This window comes from Streptomyces sp. NBC_01089 (assembly GCF_045162975.1).
Classification (GTDB): Bacteria; Actinomycetota; Actinomycetes; order Streptomycetales; family Streptomycetaceae; genus Streptomyces.
The window spans coordinates 7093114-7111010 of the sequence record NZ_CP108660.1 but is presented as its reverse complement, the minus strand read 5'-3'; the positions used below and the strand labels follow the sequence as shown (position 1 = coordinate 7111010).

Here is a 17897-nt window from a genome sequence, read left to right as displayed (position 1 = left end):
CCTCAGCCGCGGGGCGGCGCCGTACTGCTGCGGACCACCAGACGGGTCGCGAGATCGACCCGGGTGGTGGCGGGCCGGCGCCCGCGGCCGAGGTCGATCACCAGCCGGGCGGCGGTCTCGGCCATCTCCGTGAGGGGCTGGCGCACGGTGGTGAGCGGCGGCCCCACCCACCGGCTGACCGGCAGGTCGTCGAACCCGACGACGCTGAGGTCGTCCGGGATCCGCAGCCCCTTCTCCCGGGCGGCCTCGAAGACCCCGAGCGCCTGGAGGTCGTTGCCGGTGAACAGCGCGGTCGGCGGGTCGGGCAGCCGCAGCAGATCCAGGCCCGCGGTGTAGCCGGCCTCGTGGTGGAAGTCCCCCTCGCGCACCAGCCTCGGGTCCACGGGCAGGCCGGCGGTCTCCAGCGCGGCGCGGTAGCCGTCGATGCGGGCGCGGCTGCACATCATGCCGGACGGGCCGCCGATGACGCCGATCCGCCGGTGCCCCAGCTCGATCAGGTGCCGGGTGGCGGCCAGCCCGCCCTGCCAGTTGGTGGTGCCGACCGACGGTACGTCGTCACCCGGGTCGCCCGCCGGGTCGACCACCACGAACGGAATGTCCCGGCTGGTCAGCTGGGCCCGCTGGGCCGCGGTCAGATCGGAGAGGACCAGGATCACCCCGACCGGACGGCGGGCCAGCACACCGTCCACCCAGGTCTGGCCGGGTGTCAGCCGGCCCGCGCTCTCGGAGAGCACCAGACTCAGCCCGTCCTGTCTGGCGACGTTCTCGACGCCCCGGATGACCTCCATCGCCCAGGCGCTCTCCAGCTCGTGGAAGACCAGGTCGATCAGCCGGGGCTGCTGGGAGACACCGCGCTTGCGCCGGTAGCCGTGCTGGAGCAGTAGCTCCTCCACCCGGGTGCGGGTCGCGGGTGCCACATCGGCGCGCCCGTTCAGGACTTTCGAAACTGTCGGAGCCGACACCCCGGCAGCACGGGCGATCTCCGCCAGGGTGGCGCCTCCTTCCGGCTGGTCTCCGGCAGGCGTCTTCTCCTGGTCGGGCTGGATGTTCGCAGCGCTCATGGAGCGATGGTAGCCCGCAGGACCGCCCGTTCACGCTTCGGTCCCCGGCCGGGACATGTCCCCGCCCGACCCCTTGACCGGGCTGGGGCACGCCCGTACGGTTCCGGCAACATTCGTAGCGAGAGCCGAAACATTCGACAGAGGTGCGGTCATGGGATCGGGCATTCTCAGTAGTGGCACACGTTTCGCCAGATGGACCTCGGCAGGTGCCGCCATGGTGATGGCCGCCGTGCTGGCCGGCTGTGGATCGACCGGGGGCGGCGGCGACAGCGGCACCATCACCGCCTACGTCTACGGCGACGACGCGGTGAAGATCCAGAAGGCCGCCGTGGACACGTTCAACAAGACCTCGCCGGTCAAGGTGAAACTGGTGTCGATCCCCGGCAGCGACTACGTCAACAAGCTCCGCAGCGCGATGGGTTCGCCCAGCGCCCCCGACGTCTTCTACAACTGGGGCGGCGGCTCCATCAAGCCGTACGTCGAGGCCGGACAGCTGGTCGACCTCACCTCGACCGTCAAGAACGACGCCACGCTGAAGCACGGCTTCCTGCCGTCCGTGGTGACCGCGGGCAGCCTCGACGGGAAGATCTACGGGGTGCCCATGCGCGGTATGCAGCCCGTGATCCTCTTCTACAACAAGACGCTCTTCGCCGATAACCACCTCGGGGCGCCCCGTACCTGGGACGACCTGCAGAAGGACATCACCGCCTTCAAGGCCAAGGGCATCACGCCCTTCGCGCTCGGCGGCTCCGACCAGTGGCCCGAACTGATGTGGCTGGAGTATCTGCTGGACCGGATCGGCGGTCCTGGGGTCTTCCGGAAGATCCAGGGAGGTGACGCGTCGGCGTGGGGCGACCCGGCCGTGCTCAAGGCCGCCAGGACCGTCGAACAGCTCGTGAAAGAGGGCGCGTTCGGCTCGCACTTCACCACGGTCGACTACGGGAACGGCGGCGCCCCCACCCTGCTCAACAAGGGCAAGGCCGCCATGCATCTGATGGGCTCGTGGGAGTACTCGACGCAGCTGGGCAAGGCGCCCGCCTTCGCCAAGAAGGACCTGGCCTGGACCGCCTTCCCGACGGTGTCCGGCGGTGTCGGTGACCCGGCCGACGTGGTGGGCAACCCCACCAACTACTGGTCGGTCAATTCGAGGACCAAGCACAAGGACACCGCGATCGCCTTCCTGAAGACCATGGCCTCGCAGGAGTACGCCAAGTCCCTGATCGACAACGGAGACGTCCCCACCACCTCCAACGCCGCCTCGCTGCTCGGCTCGTCACCCAGCCCGCAGTTCTCCACGTACCAGTACCAACTGGTCCAGAAGGCGCCCAGTTTCACGCTCTCCTGGGACCAGGCGCTGGAGTCGCGGATCGCCTCTCCGCTGCTCACCGAGATCAGCAAGCTGTTCGCGGGGAAGTCCACGCCCGAGCAGTTCGTCTCCGCCATGAAGGCCGTCAAGTAGCGATGTACGACCTGACCGGTCCCGACAGAACCAAGCCCGGCCCGGCCGAGCCCGATCCGGCTCAGCCCGATCCGGCCCGGCCCGACTCGGCGCAGCCTGCGAGGAAGTCCGGGCGCGCGGCGGTGGCGGGCAGTGACGCCGGCCGCCCGCACGTCGCCTGGGCCCTCCCCGGCATCGTCTTCTTCGCCCTCTTCGCGGTCGTCCCGCTGGCACTCGCCGTCGCTCTCTCCTTCTGCACGTGGAACGGCCTCGACTCGCCCACCCCGGCCGGCCTGGCCAACTGGACCCGGCTCTTCAAGGACCACGACTTCGGCCAGGCCGCACGGCTCAGCCTGCTGCTCACCACGATCAGCTGGGCCTTCCAGACCCCGGTGGCGCTGCTGCTGGGAGTCTGGGCCGCGGGCCGGCAGCGCAGCCGCGCGGTGCTCTCGGCCGTCTTCTTCGTGCCGCTGCTGCTCTCCACCACCGCCATCGCGATGCTCTTCCACGCCCTGCTCGACCCCAACTTCGGCGTGATCGAGGAGATCGGCCCCTGGATCGGGATCGACCCGGGTGTCCTCGGCTCCTCCACCGGCGCCCTGCTGACCGTGGCCTTCGTGGGCGGCTGGCAGTTCATGCCCTTCCACACCCTGATCTACCAGGGCGGCGCCCGGCAGATCCCCGAGGTCCTCTACCAGGCGGCGGCCATCGACGGCGCCGGAATGCTGCGGCAGTTCTTCCACATCACGCTGCCGCAGCTGCGGCACACCGTGACCACCTCGTCGGTGCTGATGATCGTGGGCTCGCTGACCTACTTCGACACCGTACTGATCATGACCAAGGGCGGACCGGGCACGGACACGACCATCCTGCCGTATCTGATGTACCGCACCGGATTCCAGACGTACGACCTCGGCTACGCCGCCGCCATCGCCACCGCGCTCGTCGTGGTCGCCACCGCTCTGTCGCTGGTCCTGGTCCGCTTCAGCGGCTTCGGGTCCATGCGCTCCACCCGGGAAGGTATGTGACGCGATGTCGTCCGACACCCGCCACGCGGCGCCGCCCCTGAAGCCCGCCTCCCCGCGGACAGCCACCGCCCCGCGCCGCGGGACACGTTCCAGGGCCAACCCCCTGGCCGGTCTGGGTTCGCTGGTCTGGCTGGTCGTCGTGGTCGTACCGCTCTACACCCTGGTGTCCTCGTCACTGATGCACCAGGACGAGGCGCTCAACGGCCACCCGCTCGCCTTCCCCGCCCACCCGACCCTCGCCAACTACAACACCGTGCTGCACAGCGGCTTCCTCACCCTGCTGGGCAACACCGCGATCGTGGCGGTGAGCACCGTCGCCATCGTGCTGGTGCTCTCCGTTCCGGTGGCGTACGTCGCGGTGCGCACCCGGAGCCGGCTCTCGTCGCTGGCGTTCCGGACGTTCCTGCTCGGTGTGGCGATCCCGGCGCAGGCCGTGATCGTGCCGCTGTACCTGCTGATCGGGAAGATGGGGCTCTACGACACCCTGCCCGCCGTCATCCTGCCCACCGCCGCCTTCGCGATGCCGGTGGCGGTGCTGGTACTCAGCGGGACCATGCGGGACGTGTCCGACGAGCTGTACGAGGCCATGGCGCTGGACGGCGCGTCCCCGCTGCGGATGCTGTGGCAGCTCGCGGTGCCGCTCTCCAGGGCGGGCATCAGCACGGTGGCGATCTACTCCGCGCTCCAGGCGTGGAACGGCTTCCTCTTCCCGCTGATCCTCACGCAGTCCCCGGAGAACCGGGTGCTGACCCTCGGTCTCTTCAACTTCATGTCCCAGTTCGGCGTCGACATCCCCGCCGTGCTCGCAGCGATCGTCCTCTCCGTTGTGCCCATCTTCGCGGTCTATCTGGTGGCCAGGCGCGCCCTGGTCAACGGCCTGATGGGGGTGGGCGGCAAGTAGCACACCGACGCCGCCCCGCATCCCCGCCCGTACCCCCGCCCCGATGAGAGGACCCCGCACGATGGCCGCCCGTCCCGCTCCGCACGTCCCCGCGCCCGCCCCGCTGCCCGCCGCCGACGGCCCCTGGCGCGATCCCGCCCTCCCCCCGGGCGAGCGGGTGGCCGACCTCATCGGCCGGATGACCCTGGAGGAGAAGACCGCTCAGCTGTACGGGATCTGGGTGGGCGCGGACGCCGACGGCGACGGGGTCGCCCCGCACCAGAACGACATGGTGGACCCGGTCGACTGGGAGGAGCTGACCACGCGTGGCCTCGGCCAGCTCACCCGCCCCTTCGGTACGGCGCCGGTCGACCCGGGAGTGGGCGCGCTCGCACTGGCCCGCGCCCAGCAGCGGATCGCCGGGGCGGGCCGGTTCGGTGTTCCCGCGCTCGCCCACGAGGAGTGCCTGGCCGGATTCACCGCTTGGGGGGCCACCGCCTATCCGGTCCCGCTGTCCTGGGGAGCGTCCTGGAACCCGGAGCTGGTGACCGAGATGGCCCACCGGATCGGCTGCGACATGCGGTCGGTCGGCGTCCACCAGGGCCTGGCCCCCGTCCTGGACGTGGTACGCGATCTGCGCTGGGGCCGCGTCGAGGAGACCATCGGCGAGGACCCCTACCTGGTGGCCACGGTCGGAACGGCGTACGTCCGCGGCCTGGAATCCGCGGGAGTCGTCGCCACGCTCAAACACTTCGCCGGCTACTCGGCGTCGGCCGGGGCCCGCAACCTCTCCCCCGTACGCGCCGGTGCGCGGGAGCTGGCCGATGTCATCCTGCCGCCCTTCGAACTGGCCGTACGGGAAGGCGGCGCCCGCTCGGTGATGCACTCCTACGCCGAGATCGACGGCGTACCGGCCGCGGCCGACCCCACCCTGCTCACCGGTCTGCTGCGCGACACCTGGGGGTTCGAGGGCACGGTGGTCGCCGACTACTTCGGCATCGGCTTCCTGGAGACCCTGCACCGCGTCGCCGCCGACCGCGCCGGTGCGGCGCGGCTCGCGCTCGGCGCCGGGGTCGATGTGGAGCTGCCCACCGTCCGCTCGTACGGGGATGTGCTGACCGGCGCCGTACGGGAAGGGGCGGTGCCGGAGGAACTGGTCGACCGGGCGCTGCGCCGGGTACTGCTCCAGAAGTGCGAACTGGGGCTCCTCGACCCCGGGTGGACGCCGTTGCCCACCGCGCTCGACGGGGTGGAGCCGGGGCGGGAACGCGGCCGGGTGGACCTCGATCCGCCGCGGAACCGGGCGCTGGCACGGCAGTTGGCCGAGCAGTCCTGTGTTCTGCTCGCCAACCCGGACGGTGTGCTGCCGCTGCGTGACGGCGGCAGGATCGCGGTGGTGGGGCCACGCGCCGACGACCCGCTGGCCATGCTCGGCTGCTACTCGTTCCCGAGCCATGTCGGGAGCGTCCACCCGGGAACGGCGCTGGGCATCACCATCCCCACGCTGCTGGAGTCGCTGGGCGCCGAACTCCCCGGCGCCGAACTCAGCCGCACACCGGGGTGCGAGGTGGACGGGACCGACACATCGGGCATCGCCGCCGCCACCGGACTCGCACGCGCGGCCGATGTGTGTGTCGCGGTGCTGGGCGACCGGGCCGGGCTGTTCGGGCGCGGGACGTCGGGCGAGGGCTGCGACGCCGCCGATCTGACCCTGCCCGGGGTGCAGAGCGAGCTGCTCGACGCGCTGCTCGCCACCGGAACACCCGTGGTCGTGGTGCTGCTGACGGGCCGCCCGTACGCGCTCGGCCGCTGGGCGGGCCGTCCCGCCGCCGTCGTGCAGGCGTTCTTCCCGGGCGAGGAGGGCGGCCCCGCGCTGGCCGGGGTGCTGTCCGGCCGGGTCAATCCGTCGGGCCGGCTCCCGGTCGGGGTGCCGTACGGGCCCGGTGGCCAGCCGTGGACGTATCTCCAGCCGCCGCTGGGCCTGGCGGGCGCTGTCAGCAATCTCGATCCGACACCGCTGTACCCGTTCGGGCACGGGCTCTCGTACACCTCGTTCGCCTGGGACCCGGTCGGTCCTGTCCCCGCCGAACTGCCCACGGACGGCTCGGCGGACATCGCGCTCACGGTGCGCAACACCGGGGACCGGGAGGGCGCCGAAGTGGTGCAGCTCTATCTGCACGACCCGGTCGCCCAGACCACCCGGCCCGACATGCGGCTCGTCGGATACGCCAGGGTGGCACTCGGAGCGGGAGAGTCCCGGCGTGTCCGCTTCCGCTTCCATGCCGATCTGGCCTCGTTCACCGGTGTCGGCGGACTGCGCATCGTCGAGCCCGGCGCACTGGACCTGCGGTTCGCGTCCTCCAGCGCGGCCCACGACATCCGGCACACGGTACGGCTGCTGCTCACCGGGCCCGAGCGCACGGTCGACCACCGTCGGCAACTGGTCTGCGAAACGGCCGTCGGCCCGGTGACGTGATCCTCGGCCCGGGTCGCATGTGCTGGAATGCGGGGGTGGCCGAGCCGCCCGGAGCGGTCGAGGGGAGAACAGTCGAGGGGAGAACAATGGAGTGGCAGTTCGACGGCGGCGTCGGCGCGACCCTGGCGACAGGGCGCGGGGACGTACGCCTCACCGCACGGTCCGCACCGGCGGACCCGGGGACCACACTGGTGTGTTCCCCCGTGCGGGCAAGGGAGTTGGCCGCCGCCCTGCTGCGCGCGGCCGATGAGGCGGAGCGCGCACAGCCGGTGGAACGGGTCAGCGTCGCGGCGCGGGAGCTGCGCCGCGGTGACGTCCGGGACAGCGACCGGTCGATGACGGTGGAGCGCGTCCGGGTCCAGGGCGACACCGTCCAGGTCACCTGGCGGTCGGACACCGGCCGCAGCTGGACCCAGGAGTACGCGGCAGGCACCGACATCGGCCTCCGGCGCCGCGCCTGAACCGCCCGCCCCTGGGCCTCACCTGGGACTTGGTCCTCACTCGGGCCTCACCGCGAGGCGAGCGCCCGCTCCCCGGCTTCCCGCATGGCGGCGAGCGGCGCGGGCGTAAGGCCGGTCATCTGCTCGACCTGGAGCACCGCCTGATGCACCAGCAGATCGAGGCCGCCCACGACGGCCCCGCCCTGGGCCCCCCAGGCGGTGGCGAGCGGGGTCGGCCACGGCTCGTACAGCACGTCGAAGAGCGTGCCGGGCGCACCGGGAACGGCGGCGGCGAGCGCGTCGGTGGTACCGGCCGGCGTGGTCGCGACGACCAGCGGCGCTTCGAACGCCCCGGCGGCGTCCGCCCAGTCGGCCGTACGGACATCGACGCCCAGCCGTTCGCCCCAGCCGCGCATCTCCTGGGCGCGAGCTTCACTGCGTACGTAGGCGGTGACCGGGCCCGTACAGATGAGGGAGAGCGCCGCCAGCGCGGACGAGGCGGTGGCCCCCGCGCCGAGCACGGCGGCCGACTCGACCTTCTCGACCCCGCGCTCACGCATCGCCGCGATCATCCCGGGGATGTCGGTGTTGTCGCCCACCCGGCGCCCGTCGGCGGTGAACACCACCGTGTTGACCGCCTCCACGGAGGCGGCCGTCGCGGTCACCTCGTCGAGCAGCGGGATGACGGCCCGTTTGAGCGGCATGGTGAGCGAGAGCCCGGCCCAGGACGCGTCGAGACCCTCGACGAACGCGGGCAGGGCCGCCTCGTCCACCTCGAAACGGTCGTACGACCAGGTGCCGAGACCGAGTTCCCGGTACGCGGCACGGTGCAGTACGGGGGAGAGCGAGTGCGCGATGGGCGAGCCCAGAACGGCCGCCCTGCGGGCCTCAGCCACCGTTCTGGTTGTCATTGAACTGCTGCTTCAATTTCATGAACTCCGCATACGTCTTGGTGAATCCGGTCTGGTGCCCGTCGACCGATACGAAGTAGAGATAGCCGTCCTTCGTCGGGTTCAGGGCCGCAGCGAGTGCCTGGGGGCCCGGACTTCCGATAGGCCCGGGCGGAAGGCCCTTCTGCGTATAGGTGTTGTACGGATCCATGTTCTTGTGGATTTCCGCTTCACCAATATTGATCTTGCTCTGCCGCTTCAGATAATTGTAGGTCGAGTCGAACTGGAGCAGCTGATTGGTCTGCGTATTCTCGGGCTTCAGCCGGTTATAGATGACCTCGGCCATTCGGCGGAAGTCGTCCTGGGTCTTGCCCTCGGCCTGTACGAGGCTCGCCACCGTGACGACCTGGAACGGGTCCTTGAGCCCCAGCCGGGTCGCGGCGGCTGCGAGGTTCTTGTCGCCGTAGTCCTTGTCCGCCTGGCCCACCATCTTCTTGAGCAGGTCCTCCGGCTTCATGCCCGTGGCGACGGGGTAACTCGCCGGGGCCAGGAAGCCCTCCAGCGGGTCCTTCAGGTTCTTGTGCCCCTTGGCCCAGCCGGGCAGCCCCAGCTTCCCGGCCTGCGACTTGGCGACGCCCGCGGTGGTCCCTGCCTTCAGTTCGAGCCGTTTGTCGATGGCCGCGTACACCGTGGCGTTCCGCCAGCCCGGCGGGATGATGAGCTGGTTCAGACTGTTCGGGTCGACCATCGCGGTGACCGCGTTCGCCGCCGACATCCGCTGGTTGAGGCTGTACACACCGGCCTGGAGCGACTTGCCCTTCGGGTTCTTCCCGGCCGCGGTGACGAACGCCTGGACGCTCTTGACGACGCCCTTCTCCTTCAGCAGCCGGCCGATCCCGCCGAGGCCCGTGCCCGTCGGGACCTCGACCTGGACGGGCGAGCTGCCGACGCCGGTGTAGTCCGGGGGCGGGGCGTAACGGGACTGGTAGTACTCGTAGCCCGCATAGCCGACGCCGCCCAGGCCGCCGACGAGGACCAGCGAGACCGCGAAGCAGGCACAGCCCTTGCGTCGCTTGGGCTTTCCGGTCTTGCCCCGGCGGTCACGGGTGCCGTCGCGTGTCTCGGCGGGGTCGTCGTCGTAGTCGTCGTCATCGCCACCGTCGAGAGGGCCGTCACCGCCGGTGAAGAAAGGATGCGTCTCCGGCTCGTGCGGGGGCTCCGGCTCCGCGTCGGCCGGCGGCTCCTGCTGCCATTCGTCCCGGCGGCCGGGGGGCCGGGGCGGCGGATAGGCGTCGGGCGTCCGGTAGAAGTCGGGGTTCTCGCCGTTGTGGTGCACCGGCTGCCCGGCGTACGGCGTATGCGGCTCGGCCCCGTACGCCACACCGGTCTGCTGCGCAGCGCCCTCCCAGCCGCCGTTCTGCTGCGGGTACGGATCCTGCGGGTAGGGGGGCTGCTGGTACGGGCTCTGCGCGTACTGCTGCTGGTACTGCTGGGCGTTCGAATTCTGCCCGTACGGCTGCTGGTTCTGGTCCTGGGGGTACGGCGGCTGATTCCGGCCGTACTGGTCCTGGCCGTACTGCCCCTGCCCGTACTGGTCCTGCTGAGCGCCGTACTGGTTCGGGTCCACGCCGTGCTGCTGCGGGTACTGGCCCTGCTGCTGCGGGTACTGCTGCTGGTACGGGTCCTGCGGCGTGCTGTACACCGGGTTTCCGTACTGGTCGTACTGGGGCGCACCGGCGTACTGCTGCGCCTGGCCGTCGTACGGCGTCTGACCGGAGGCGTCCTGCTGACCTCCCCATCCCTGGTCCCCGTACAACGGATCCTCGGGATGCCACGGTTCGGAGCCTGCGCCCCGGCCATACTCAGTCATCGGTCCCCTAGAGCCGCGAGGCCTCCGGACGGTCCGCCTCTAGTGCTGTGCGGCAGCTGTTCGAAACCGCCGCATCGCGCGGAACGCTACCGCATCGCGATCAGACAACCACTTCGACGCCCTCACCTGGAGCAACGCCTGACGCCCGTTCGGACTCCAGTGCATTCTGCAGGATGACGACGGCCGCCGCCTGGTCGATGACAGAACGACCCTTTCGGGACTTTACGCCTGAGGCCCGCAAACTCTGACTGGCGGTTACTGTGGTCATCCTCTCGTCGATCAATCGCACGGGAATGGGCGCAATGCCACGAGCGAGTTCCTGGGTGAATCCGCGCACTTTGACGGCAGCCGGGCCCTCTCCCCCATTCAGGGAACGGGGAAGGCCGACCAGGACCTCAATGGGTTCGTACTCGGCGACCAATTGCCTCAACCGCCGGTGGGCGGCCGGGACGTCACGTCCCGGCACGGTCTCCACCGGCGTGGCGAGGACCCCGTCGGGGTCGCACGAGGCGACCCCGATCCGGGCGTCCCCGACATCGATCGCGAGCCGGCGGCCACGTCGCATCAGGCGGTCTCTCCGACCAGGCGTTCGACGGCGGCCACGGCGTCACCGATGGCGTCCGGGTTCTGTCCGCCGCCCTGGGCGACGTCCGGCTTGCCGCCACCGCCGCCGCCGAGTGTCTTGGCGGCGGCCCTGACCAGCTCGCCCGCCTTGAGACCGCGGCCGCGGGCGGCCTCGTTGGTGGCGATGACCGTCAGCGGGCGGCCGTTGGCCGTGGTGAAGAGGGCCACCACCGCGGGACGGTCGCCCTGGATACGGCCCCGGACGTCGAGCACGAGCCTGCGCAGGTCGTCGGCGCCCGTGCCGTCGGGGACCTGGCCGGTCACCACGGCGACACCGCGGACGTCCTTGGCCCCGGCTGCGAGACCGGCGGCGGCCTGGAGGACCTTCTCCGCGCGGAACTTCTCGATCTCCTTCTCGGCGTCCCTGAGCTTCGAGAGCATCCCCGAGATCTTCTCGGGCAGCTCCTCGGAACGGCCCTTGACCAGCTCCTGGAGCTGGGCGACGACGGTGTGCTCCCTGGCGAGGAAGTTGTACGCGTCGACGCCGACCAGAGCCTCGATCCTGCGCACTCCGGAGCCGATCGAGGACTCACCGAGCAGCTTCACCAGCCCCAGCTGGGCGGTGTTGTGGACGTGCGTACCGCCGCACAGCTCCTTGGAGAAGTCGCCGATGGTGACGACCCGGACCCGCTCGCCGTACTTCTCGCCGAACTCGGCGATGGCGCCCTGCTTCTTGGCCTCGTCGATGGACATGACCTCGGCGTGGACGTCGAGTTCGTGCGAGAGGACGTCGTTGATCTTCTGCTCGACGTCGGTGAGGACCGTGCCGGGAACGGCGTTGGGCGAACCGAAGTCGAAGCGGAAGCGGCCCGGCGAGTTCTCCGAGCCGGCCTGCGCGGCCGTCGGGCCGAGGGCGTCGCGCAGCGCCTGGTGGGTGAGGTGGGTGGCGCTGTGGGCGCGGGCGATGGCCCGGCGGCGGCGCTGGTCGATGGCGGCGTAGGCGGCGGCGCCGACCGTCACCTCGCCCACCTGGACCGAGCCCTTGTGCACGGAGACCCCGGGGACCGGCTGCTGGACGTCGCGTACCTCCACGACGGCACCCGAGTCGAGCCTGATCCGGCCGGTGTCGGCGAGCTGGCCGCCGCCCTCGGCGTAGAACGGGGTCCGGTCGAGGACGATCTCGACCTCGTCGCCCTCGGTGGCTGCGGGCGACGGCACCCCGTCGACGAGCAGTCCGACGATGGTCGACTCGCCCTCGGTCGAGGTGTATCCGGTGAACTCGGTGGCGCCCGAGCTGTCGGCGACGGCGCGGTAGGCGGAGAGGTCGGCGTGGCCGGTCTTCTTGGACCTGGCGTCGGCCTTGGCGCGCTCGCGCTGTTCCTGCATCAGCCGCCGGAAGCCGTCCTCGTCCACCGAGACGCCCTGTTCGGCGGCCATCTCCAGCGTGAGGTCGATCGGGAAGCCCCAGGTGTCGTGGAGCAGGAACGCCTTGTCACCGGCGAGGATCCGACCGCCCGCGGCCTTGGTCTCGCTGACGGCGGTGTCGAGGATGTTGGTGCCGGCCTTCAGCGTCTTGACGAAGGCGGCCTCCTCGGCGAGGGCGACGGTCTCGATGCGCTTGCGGTCGGTGATGAGCTCCGGGTACTGGCGGCCCATGGTGTTGATCACCACGTCGACCAGGTCGGCGACGACCGGCCCTGTGGCGCCCAGGAGTCGCATGTTGCGGATGGCCCGGCGCATGATGCGGCGCAGGACATAGCCGCGGCCCTCGTTGCCCGGGGTCACACCGTCGCCGATGAGCATCACGGACGTACGCATGTGGTCGGTGACGACCCGCAGCGAGACGTCGGAGCCGGCGGCCTGGCCGTACCTGACACCGGTCAGCTCGGTGGCCTTGTCGATGACGACCTGCGAGGTGTCGATCTCGTACAGGTTCGGCACGTCCTGGAGGATCATCGCCAGACGTTCCAGGCCCAGACCGGTGTCGATGTTCCTGGACGGCAGGTCGCCGAGGATCGGGAAGTCCTCCTTCCCGTCTCCGGCGCCGCGCTCGTACTGCATGAAGACCAGGTTCCAGATCTCCACGTACCGCTCGTCGTTGACGGCGGGGCCGCCCTCGACGCCGAACTCAGGACCGCGGTCGTAGTTGATCTCGGAGCACGGTCCACAGGGGCCCGGGACGCCCATCGACCAGAAGTTGTCCTTCTTGCCCAGCCGCTGGATGCGCTCGGCCGGTACGCCGATCTTCTCGCGCCAGATCTGCTCGGCCTCGTCGTCGTCCAGGTAGACCGTGATCCAGAGCTTCTCCGGCTCAAGACCGTAGCCACCGTCAGCCACGGAGCTGGTGAGCAGCTCCCAGGCGTACGCGATGGCGCCTTCCTTGAAGTAGTCGCCGAAGGAGAAGTTCCCGCACATCTGGAAGAACGTGCCGTGCCGGGTGGTCTTGCCGACCTCTTCGATGTCCGGGGTACGCACGCACTTCTGCACGCTGGTGGCGCGCGGGGCGGGCGGCTTGGCCTCGCCGAGGAAGTACGGCTTGAACGGGACCATGCCCGCGGGCACGAGCAGCAGAGTCGGGTCGTCCGCGATGAGCGACGCCGAAGGGACGACGGTGTGCCCGCGCTCCTCGAAGAAGCTCAGCCAGCGGCGGCGAATTTCAGCCGACTCCATCAGTGGTCCTCATTCCGGTTGTGCGAATGCGTGATGTGTTCGATGGCGGCGAGACGCCGCCGCGCGGGTAGTTCGGCCGGTGCGGGCTGCGCGTCGATACCGAGCGCCTCCCCCAGCTCCGCCTCGCGCTGGACCATGCCGGCCCGCACGTCGACGGCGAAGTCCTTCAGCCGGTGGCCCGCGTCGACGGCCTTGTTCGCCGCCTGCGCCGCGAGGCTCTCGGGGCTCAGCTGCTTGATCTTGCGGTTGACCTTGGTGGTGGCCCACACACCGGCTGCGGCGCCGGTGGCGAACCAGAACGTACGGCGGAACATTGCAGCGTCAGCCCTTCCGCTTCCTACGCCGTGCGGCCGGCACCGTGCGGCCGACGATCACCGGGCGGCCGGCGCGCTCCGGCTCCCCTTCGGCCTTGCGGCCGAGCGCCCGGCGGACGCCGTAGCCGAAGGCCGCGACCTTCACCAGCGGTCCGCCGAAGGTCGATGCGACGGTCGTGGAGAGCGCCGACGCGTTGGAGGTGACCTCCTGGACGTCGGTCGCGATGGCGTCGACCCGCTCCAGCTGGGTCTGTGCCGACCTGACGGCCGTGGAGGCGTCGGCGAGCAGCGGCACGGCCTGGTCCGTCACGTCCGCCACCAGCTTGGTGGTCGTCCTGAGCGTCTGGGCCAGCCTCACCAGCACCACGGCGAGGAAGGAGACCAGGATCGCCCAGAAGACGGCCACCAGGATGCCGGCCACCTCTCCACCGGACACGTTGCACCGCTCTCTGGGTCGTCGGAAGTCACGTCGTTGGTCACGTCGATTGTGGTTTCCGAGCCTATCGCGCCGGGACTGCGCCCCTGTACCGGATATCCGCTGTGCGCGCCGGGGATTCCGGCAGCGGATTGTACGTAGTGCTCACCTCCACGTACTCTCCGTGTTCTATGCGACACGACTCGACCGGCCATCGGACCGCCCCCGGCAGCTTTCCCGCAGAGCTCAACCGGTTCGTGGGGCGCAGAACCGAGGCCGCCGAGCTGGGCAGACTCATCGGCTCGTCCCGGCTGGTCACCGTGGTCGGAGTCGGCGGTGTGGGGAAGACACGGCTGGCGACGCATGTGGCCGGGACTCTGCAGGAACGGTTCTGCGACGGAGTGCGGCTGGCCGAGCTGTCCGCCCTGCGCGACCCGGAGCTGATCGAGCACACCCTGGTCGAGGCCCTGGGGCTCACCGACCACACGAGCAGGCCGCCGCGCGAGGTGCTGACCCGCCATCTCGCCGGGCGTGAGCTGCTGTTCGTGGTGGACGGCTTCGAATTCCTGGTCGACGCGTGCGCCGAACTGCTCCTCGGGCTGCTGCGCGGCGCCCCGGGGCTGCGGGTGATCGCGGTGGGCAGGCGGCCCCTGGAGATCGAGGGCGAGCTGACCCTCCCGCTGGCGCCGATGCGGGACCGTGACGCCGTTCGGCTCTTCACCGACCGGGTCTCCGCGGTCCGGCCCGGAATGCGGTTCGCCCAGGAGGACGGGGCCCGGGTGGCGGAGGTGTGCCGGCGGCTGGACGGGATCCCGCTCGCGCTGGAGCTGGCGGCGGGACGGATGCGGGCCCTGTCGGTCGAGCAGCTGCTGGCCCGGCTCGACGACCGGTTCCGGCTGCTGACCGGGGGCGGCAGGGGGGTGCCGCCGCGCCACCGGACGCTCCGCACGGCGATCGGCTGGAGCCATGAACTGTGTACCCCTGAGCAGCGGTTGCTCTGGGCCCGGCTCTCGGTGTTCCCGGGGCAGTTCGACCTGGAGGCGGCCGAGTACATCTGCGGCGGCCCCGAGCTGCCGTCCGACAGCGTGCTCGAGGTGCTGGAGGAGTTGCTCGCGCAGTCCCTGCTGGTACGGGAGGACACCCCGGCAGGCGTCCGCTACCGGATGCTCGACACGATCCGGGACTACGGGGCACGGTGGCTGACCGCCACCGAGGACACCGAGCGGCTCAGACGGCGCCACCGCGACTGGTTCCTCGGACTGGCCACCTGGTGCGAGCTGGACTGGTTCAGCCCCAGACAGGCCGGGATCGCGGCCCGGGTGGACGGTGAACTGCCCAATCTGCGGGGCGCGTTGGAGTTCTCGCTCGAACACCCCGAGGACGTTCATCTGGCGCAGTACCTGGCGGGGACGCTGTGGTTCTACTGGGTGGGCTGCGGGCGCCTCGCCGAGGGGCGGCACTGGCTGGACCATGTGCTGCGGTCAGAGGGCGGGCACGACGGCGCACGGCTCAAGGCGCTCTGGGTGCTGGGATATGTGGCGGTGCTGCAGGGGGACTCGGTGGCCGCGGTGGCCGCCCTCCAGGAGTGCCACGAGGCGGCCCAGCACACCGGTGACGCGGTGGCGGCCGCGTACGCGCTGCACAGGACCGGCTGTCTGGCGCTGGTCACGGACGACATGCCGCGCGCGGAGGAACTGCTGCGCGAGGCGGTCGGGCAGTACCGGGACCTCGGTGAGCTGAACAGCAATGTCCTGATGGGGCAGGTCGAGCTGGCGATGGCGGTGTGCTTCCGGGGGCGGCTCGCGGAGGCGGCCGCCATCTGCCAGGACGTCGTGGCGGTCTGCGAGGACCACGGCGAGCTCTGGGCGCGGGCGTACGCGCTGTATGTGCTGGCTTTCGAAGCCTGGTCGGACGGCAGGCCGGCGCGCTCCCGCGAGCTGCTGTCGGACTGCCTGACCACCAGCCACGCCTTCCACGACCAGCTGGGCACCGTGCTCGCGCTGGAGCTGATGGCGCTGCTCACCCTGGAGCGCGGTGAGGCCACGGAGGCCGCGCTGCTGCAGGGAGCGGCCGGGCGGCTCTGGGCGTCGGTGGGGCTGCCGCTCTTCGGCTCGGCGTACTACAGCACGCCGCATCAGCGGTGCGAGGAGGGGGCCCGCCGAAAGCTGGGGCGCGAGGTCTACGAGAGCTTCCTGGCGCGGGGGGCGCGGCTGGGGCGGGACGCCGCCGTGGAGCGCGCGCTGCACGGCCCCGCGGCACGCGAAGACCCGCCGCCCCCTGCTCCGCGAGGAGCGAGGGAACGACGGGCCGAAGCGGTGAAGCGCGAGGTACGTCCGGATCAGCGGGCGTAGTACTCGACGACCAGCTGCTCGTCGCAGATGACCGGGATTTCCTTGCGGTTCGGGTCGCGGTCCAGGCGGAAGGCCAGGGCCTTCAGGTTCACCTGGAGGTAGCGCGGGGTCTCGCCCTCGGTGTCGTAGCCACCCTCACGGGCGACCTGGAAGGGGACCTTCTCGCGGCTGCGCTCGCGGACCATCACGACGTCGTCGGGACGGACGCGGAACGACGGCTTGTCGACCTTGCCGCCGTTGACCTGGATGTGGCCGTGGACGACCATCTGGCGGGCCTGGTAGATGGTCCGGGCGATGCCCGAACGCAGGACCAGGGCGTCGAGACGACGCTCGAGCTCGACGACGAGCGCCTCGCCCGTCTTGCCCTCGGCCTTCTTGGCGCGGTCGTAGGCGCGGGCCATCTGGCGCTCGCTGATGTCGTACTGGGCGCGCAGACGCTGCTTCTCGAGCAGACGGACCTTGTAGTCCGAGTTCTGCTTGCGGCCACGGCCGTGCTCGCCCGGCGGGTACGGACGGGCCTCGAAGTACTTGACAGCCTTCGGCGTCAGCGCGATACCGAGCGCGCGTGACTTCTTGACCTTGGGACGCGACTGGTTAGGCACGTTCTCCAAACCTCCATGGTTGGGTTAGGTTAGGCTCACCTTACTCAAGGAGATCGTATGTCTCGTCCGGGGAACACCAGTCACATCACGGACAGCACAAAGAAGGCCGACGCTCTGGGCGTCGACGCGACGGAGGTCCGATCAGATCGTGGTCAGCCGCGTCCCAGCGGACTTGAAACCGCCCGGATGCCGTCAGCAGCCGAGCGCACACGAACTCTCGTACAGAGTACCTGCTCCGCGGTACTGCTGGTGACCGGGGTCGAAGCGGCCCTCAGTGACCAGCTGGTCCCGCTCGCCCGCAGCACAGGACCCGACGGGGAGCTGTACCTGGTCTTCCCCGCCGCGTCACCGGCCGTCCGGGCGGCGACCCACGCCCAGGACGACGAGCTGGCCGCGGTGCTGGAGATCACGGACGTCGCCCCGGTCTCGGTGCCCCACCGTATCCGGGGGCGGGCCTGGGTCTCCGGCTGGCTCACCTCCGTACCCGGCATGGCGGCCCCGGGGCACATGATGCTGCGGCTGGAGGTCGGGGAGGTGTACGTGGACGACCTCTGGGGGTGCGGGAGCGCGGACCCCGAGGAGTTCACCGAAGCGGTGGCCGATCCGCTGGTCGGCCATGAGGCCGAGCTGCTCCAGCATCTGCACTCCGCCCACGGCGACCAGGTGAGCGGGCTGTCCGGGCTGCTCGGCGACCGGGTCCCGGACGGGACGGCGGCGGTGCCGCTGGCGCTGGACCGGTTCGGGCTCCGGGTGCGGTTCACCGGGACGCGCTGCTTCGACGCGCGCTTCGACTTCCCCGAGCCGGTGAGCGATGTGACCGGACTGCACCGGGCCATGCACACGCTCTTCGACGCGGCGGCCGAGTGAGACCGCCGGGAGACACAGGACACGCGGTCAG

General features: G+C 70.6%; 15 protein-coding genes. 7 read left to right on the top strand and 8 right to left on the bottom strand.

Annotation, left to right across the window (positions count from 1 at the left end):
* Positions 1–2: 2 nt before the first annotated feature.
* On the bottom strand, positions 3–1061 hold the full coding sequence (locus OG510_RS32020; protein ID WP_406141369.1) for a LacI family DNA-binding transcriptional regulator: 1059 nt from the start codon (positions 1059–1061) through the stop codon (positions 3–5).
* A 214-nt stretch (positions 1062–1275) separates the two neighbouring features.
* On the opposite strand from OG510_RS32020, the gene OG510_RS32015 reads away from it, so the two are divergent.
* The 5 genes from OG510_RS32015 (at position 1276) to OG510_RS31995 (ending at position 7344) form a co-directional block, all read left to right on the top strand.
* The gene (locus OG510_RS32015) at positions 1276–2520 is read left to right on the top strand and encodes an extracellular solute-binding protein (protein WP_406141368.1); all 1245 of its coding nucleotides are present in this window, start codon (positions 1276–1278) and stop codon (positions 2518–2520) included.
* Between the two features lie 11 nt (positions 2521–2531).
* On the top strand, positions 2532–3527 hold the full coding sequence (locus OG510_RS32010) for a carbohydrate ABC transporter permease (RefSeq protein ID WP_406142659.1): 996 nt from the start codon (positions 2532–2534) through the stop codon (positions 3525–3527).
* Between the two features lie 4 nt (positions 3528–3531).
* A complete protein-coding gene (locus OG510_RS32005) occupies positions 3532–4428 on the top strand; it encodes a carbohydrate ABC transporter permease (RefSeq protein WP_406141367.1) in 897 nt (298 codons plus the stop codon).
* 61 nt (positions 4429–4489) lie between these two features.
* Positions 4490–6883 (top strand): glycoside hydrolase family 3 N-terminal domain-containing protein, encoded by a 2394-nt coding sequence (locus tag OG510_RS32000; RefSeq protein WP_406141366.1) that lies wholly within the window; start codon positions 4490–4492, stop codon positions 6881–6883.
* Positions 6884–6969: 86 nt separating this feature from the next.
* On the top strand, positions 6970–7344 hold the full coding sequence (locus OG510_RS31995; RefSeq protein ID WP_406141364.1) for a hypothetical protein: 375 nt from the start codon (positions 6970–6972) through the stop codon (positions 7342–7344).
* 47 nt (positions 7345–7391) lie between these two features.
* Here OG510_RS31995 and OG510_RS31990 read toward each other — a convergent pair whose 3' ends face one another.
* The 6 genes from OG510_RS31990 to OG510_RS31965 all read right to left on the bottom strand — a co-directional run bounded on the left by OG510_RS31990 (position 7392) and on the right by OG510_RS31965 (position 14067).
* Entirely contained in the window at positions 7392–8234 is an 843-nt protein-coding gene (locus tag OG510_RS31990) for a shikimate dehydrogenase (protein ID WP_406141363.1), read from the bottom strand.
* Complete coding sequence (mltG, locus tag OG510_RS31985; protein WP_406141361.1) at positions 8212–10083, bottom strand: endolytic transglycosylase MltG; 1872 nt, start codon at positions 10081–10083, stop codon at positions 8212–8214. The genes OG510_RS31990 and mltG overlap by 23 nt, the downstream gene beginning before the upstream one ends.
* A 100-nt stretch (positions 10084–10183) precedes the next feature.
* Positions 10184–10648 (bottom strand): Holliday junction resolvase RuvX, encoded by a 465-nt coding sequence (gene ruvX, locus OG510_RS31980; protein ID WP_164265375.1) that lies wholly within the window; start codon positions 10646–10648, stop codon positions 10184–10186.
* The gene (gene alaS / locus OG510_RS31975) at positions 10648–13317 is read right to left on the bottom strand and encodes an alanine--tRNA ligase (RefSeq protein ID WP_406141360.1); all 2670 of its coding nucleotides are present in this window, start codon (positions 13315–13317) and stop codon (positions 10648–10650) included. The genes ruvX and alaS overlap by 1 nt, the downstream gene beginning before the upstream one ends.
* The gene (locus tag OG510_RS31970) at positions 13317–13631 is read right to left on the bottom strand and encodes a hypothetical protein (protein WP_164265377.1); all 315 of its coding nucleotides are present in this window, start codon (positions 13629–13631) and stop codon (positions 13317–13319) included. Before OG510_RS31970 ends, alaS begins: the two co-directional genes overlap by 1 nt.
* Positions 13632–13638: 7 nt before the next feature.
* Positions 13639–14067 carry a DUF948 domain-containing protein gene (locus tag OG510_RS31965; protein ID WP_164265378.1) on the bottom strand — a complete coding sequence of 143 codons (429 nt, stop codon included), beginning with the start codon at positions 14065–14067 and terminating at the stop codon, positions 13639–13641.
* A 170-nt stretch (positions 14068–14237) separates the two neighbouring features.
* On the opposite strand from OG510_RS31965, the gene OG510_RS31960 reads away from it, so the two are divergent.
* Positions 14238–16397, top strand: coding sequence for an ATP-binding protein (locus OG510_RS31960; protein WP_406141358.1), 2160 nt, complete (start codon positions 14238–14240; stop codon positions 16395–16397).
* Here OG510_RS31960 and rpsD read toward each other — a convergent pair.
* Complete coding sequence (gene rpsD / locus OG510_RS31955) at positions 16385–16999, bottom strand: 30S ribosomal protein S4 (RefSeq protein ID WP_164265384.1); 615 nt, start codon at positions 16997–16999, stop codon at positions 16385–16387. The two genes, OG510_RS31960 and rpsD, sit on opposite strands and share 13 nt — an antisense overlap.
* A 186-nt stretch (positions 17000–17185) precedes the next feature.
* Here rpsD and OG510_RS31950 point away from each other — a divergent pair, with 186 nt between their 5' ends.
* Positions 17186–17866, top strand: coding sequence for a DUF2470 domain-containing protein (locus OG510_RS31950; RefSeq protein WP_406141356.1), 681 nt, complete (start codon positions 17186–17188; stop codon positions 17864–17866).
* Positions 17867–17897 lie beyond the last annotated feature (31 nt).

Excerpts from the sequence above, each read along its gene's own strand:
- OG510_RS32020 (WP_406141369.1), bottom strand. The coding sequence starts at position 1,061 with ATGAGCGCTGCGAACATCCAGCCCGACCAGGAGAAGACGCCTGCCGGA.
- OG510_RS32015 (WP_406141368.1), top strand. The coding sequence starts at position 1,276 with ATGGTGATGGCCGCCGTGCTGGCCGGCTGTGGATCGACCGGGGGCGGC.
- OG510_RS32005 (WP_406141367.1), top strand. The coding sequence starts at position 3,532 with ATGTCGTCCGACACCCGCCACGCGGCGCCGCCCCTGAAGCCCGCCTCC.
- OG510_RS32000 (WP_406141366.1), top strand. The coding sequence starts at position 4,490 with ATGGCCGCCCGTCCCGCTCCGCACGTCCCCGCGCCCGCCCCGCTGCCC.
- OG510_RS31995 (WP_406141364.1), top strand. The coding sequence starts at position 6,970 with ATGGAGTGGCAGTTCGACGGCGGCGTCGGCGCGACCCTGGCGACAGGG.
- OG510_RS31990 (WP_406141363.1), bottom strand. The coding sequence starts at position 8,234 with ATGACAACCAGAACGGTGGCTGAGGCCCGCAGGGCGGCCGTTCTGGGC.
- mltG (WP_406141361.1), bottom strand. The coding sequence starts at position 10,083 with ATGACTGAGTATGGCCGGGGCGCAGGCTCCGAACCGTGGCATCCCGAG.
- ruvX (WP_164265375.1), bottom strand. The coding sequence starts at position 10,648 with ATGCGACGTGGCCGCCGGCTCGCGATCGATGTCGGGGACGCCCGGATC.
- alaS (WP_406141360.1), bottom strand. The coding sequence starts at position 13,317 with ATGGAGTCGGCTGAAATTCGCCGCCGCTGGCTGAGCTTCTTCGAGGAG.
- OG510_RS31970 (WP_164265377.1), bottom strand. The coding sequence starts at position 13,631 with ATGTTCCGCCGTACGTTCTGGTTCGCCACCGGCGCCGCAGCCGGTGTG.
- OG510_RS31960 (WP_406141358.1), top strand. The coding sequence starts at position 14,238 with ATGCGACACGACTCGACCGGCCATCGGACCGCCCCCGGCAGCTTTCCC.
- OG510_RS31950 (WP_406141356.1), top strand. The coding sequence starts at position 17,186 with ATGCCGTCAGCAGCCGAGCGCACACGAACTCTCGTACAGAGTACCTGC.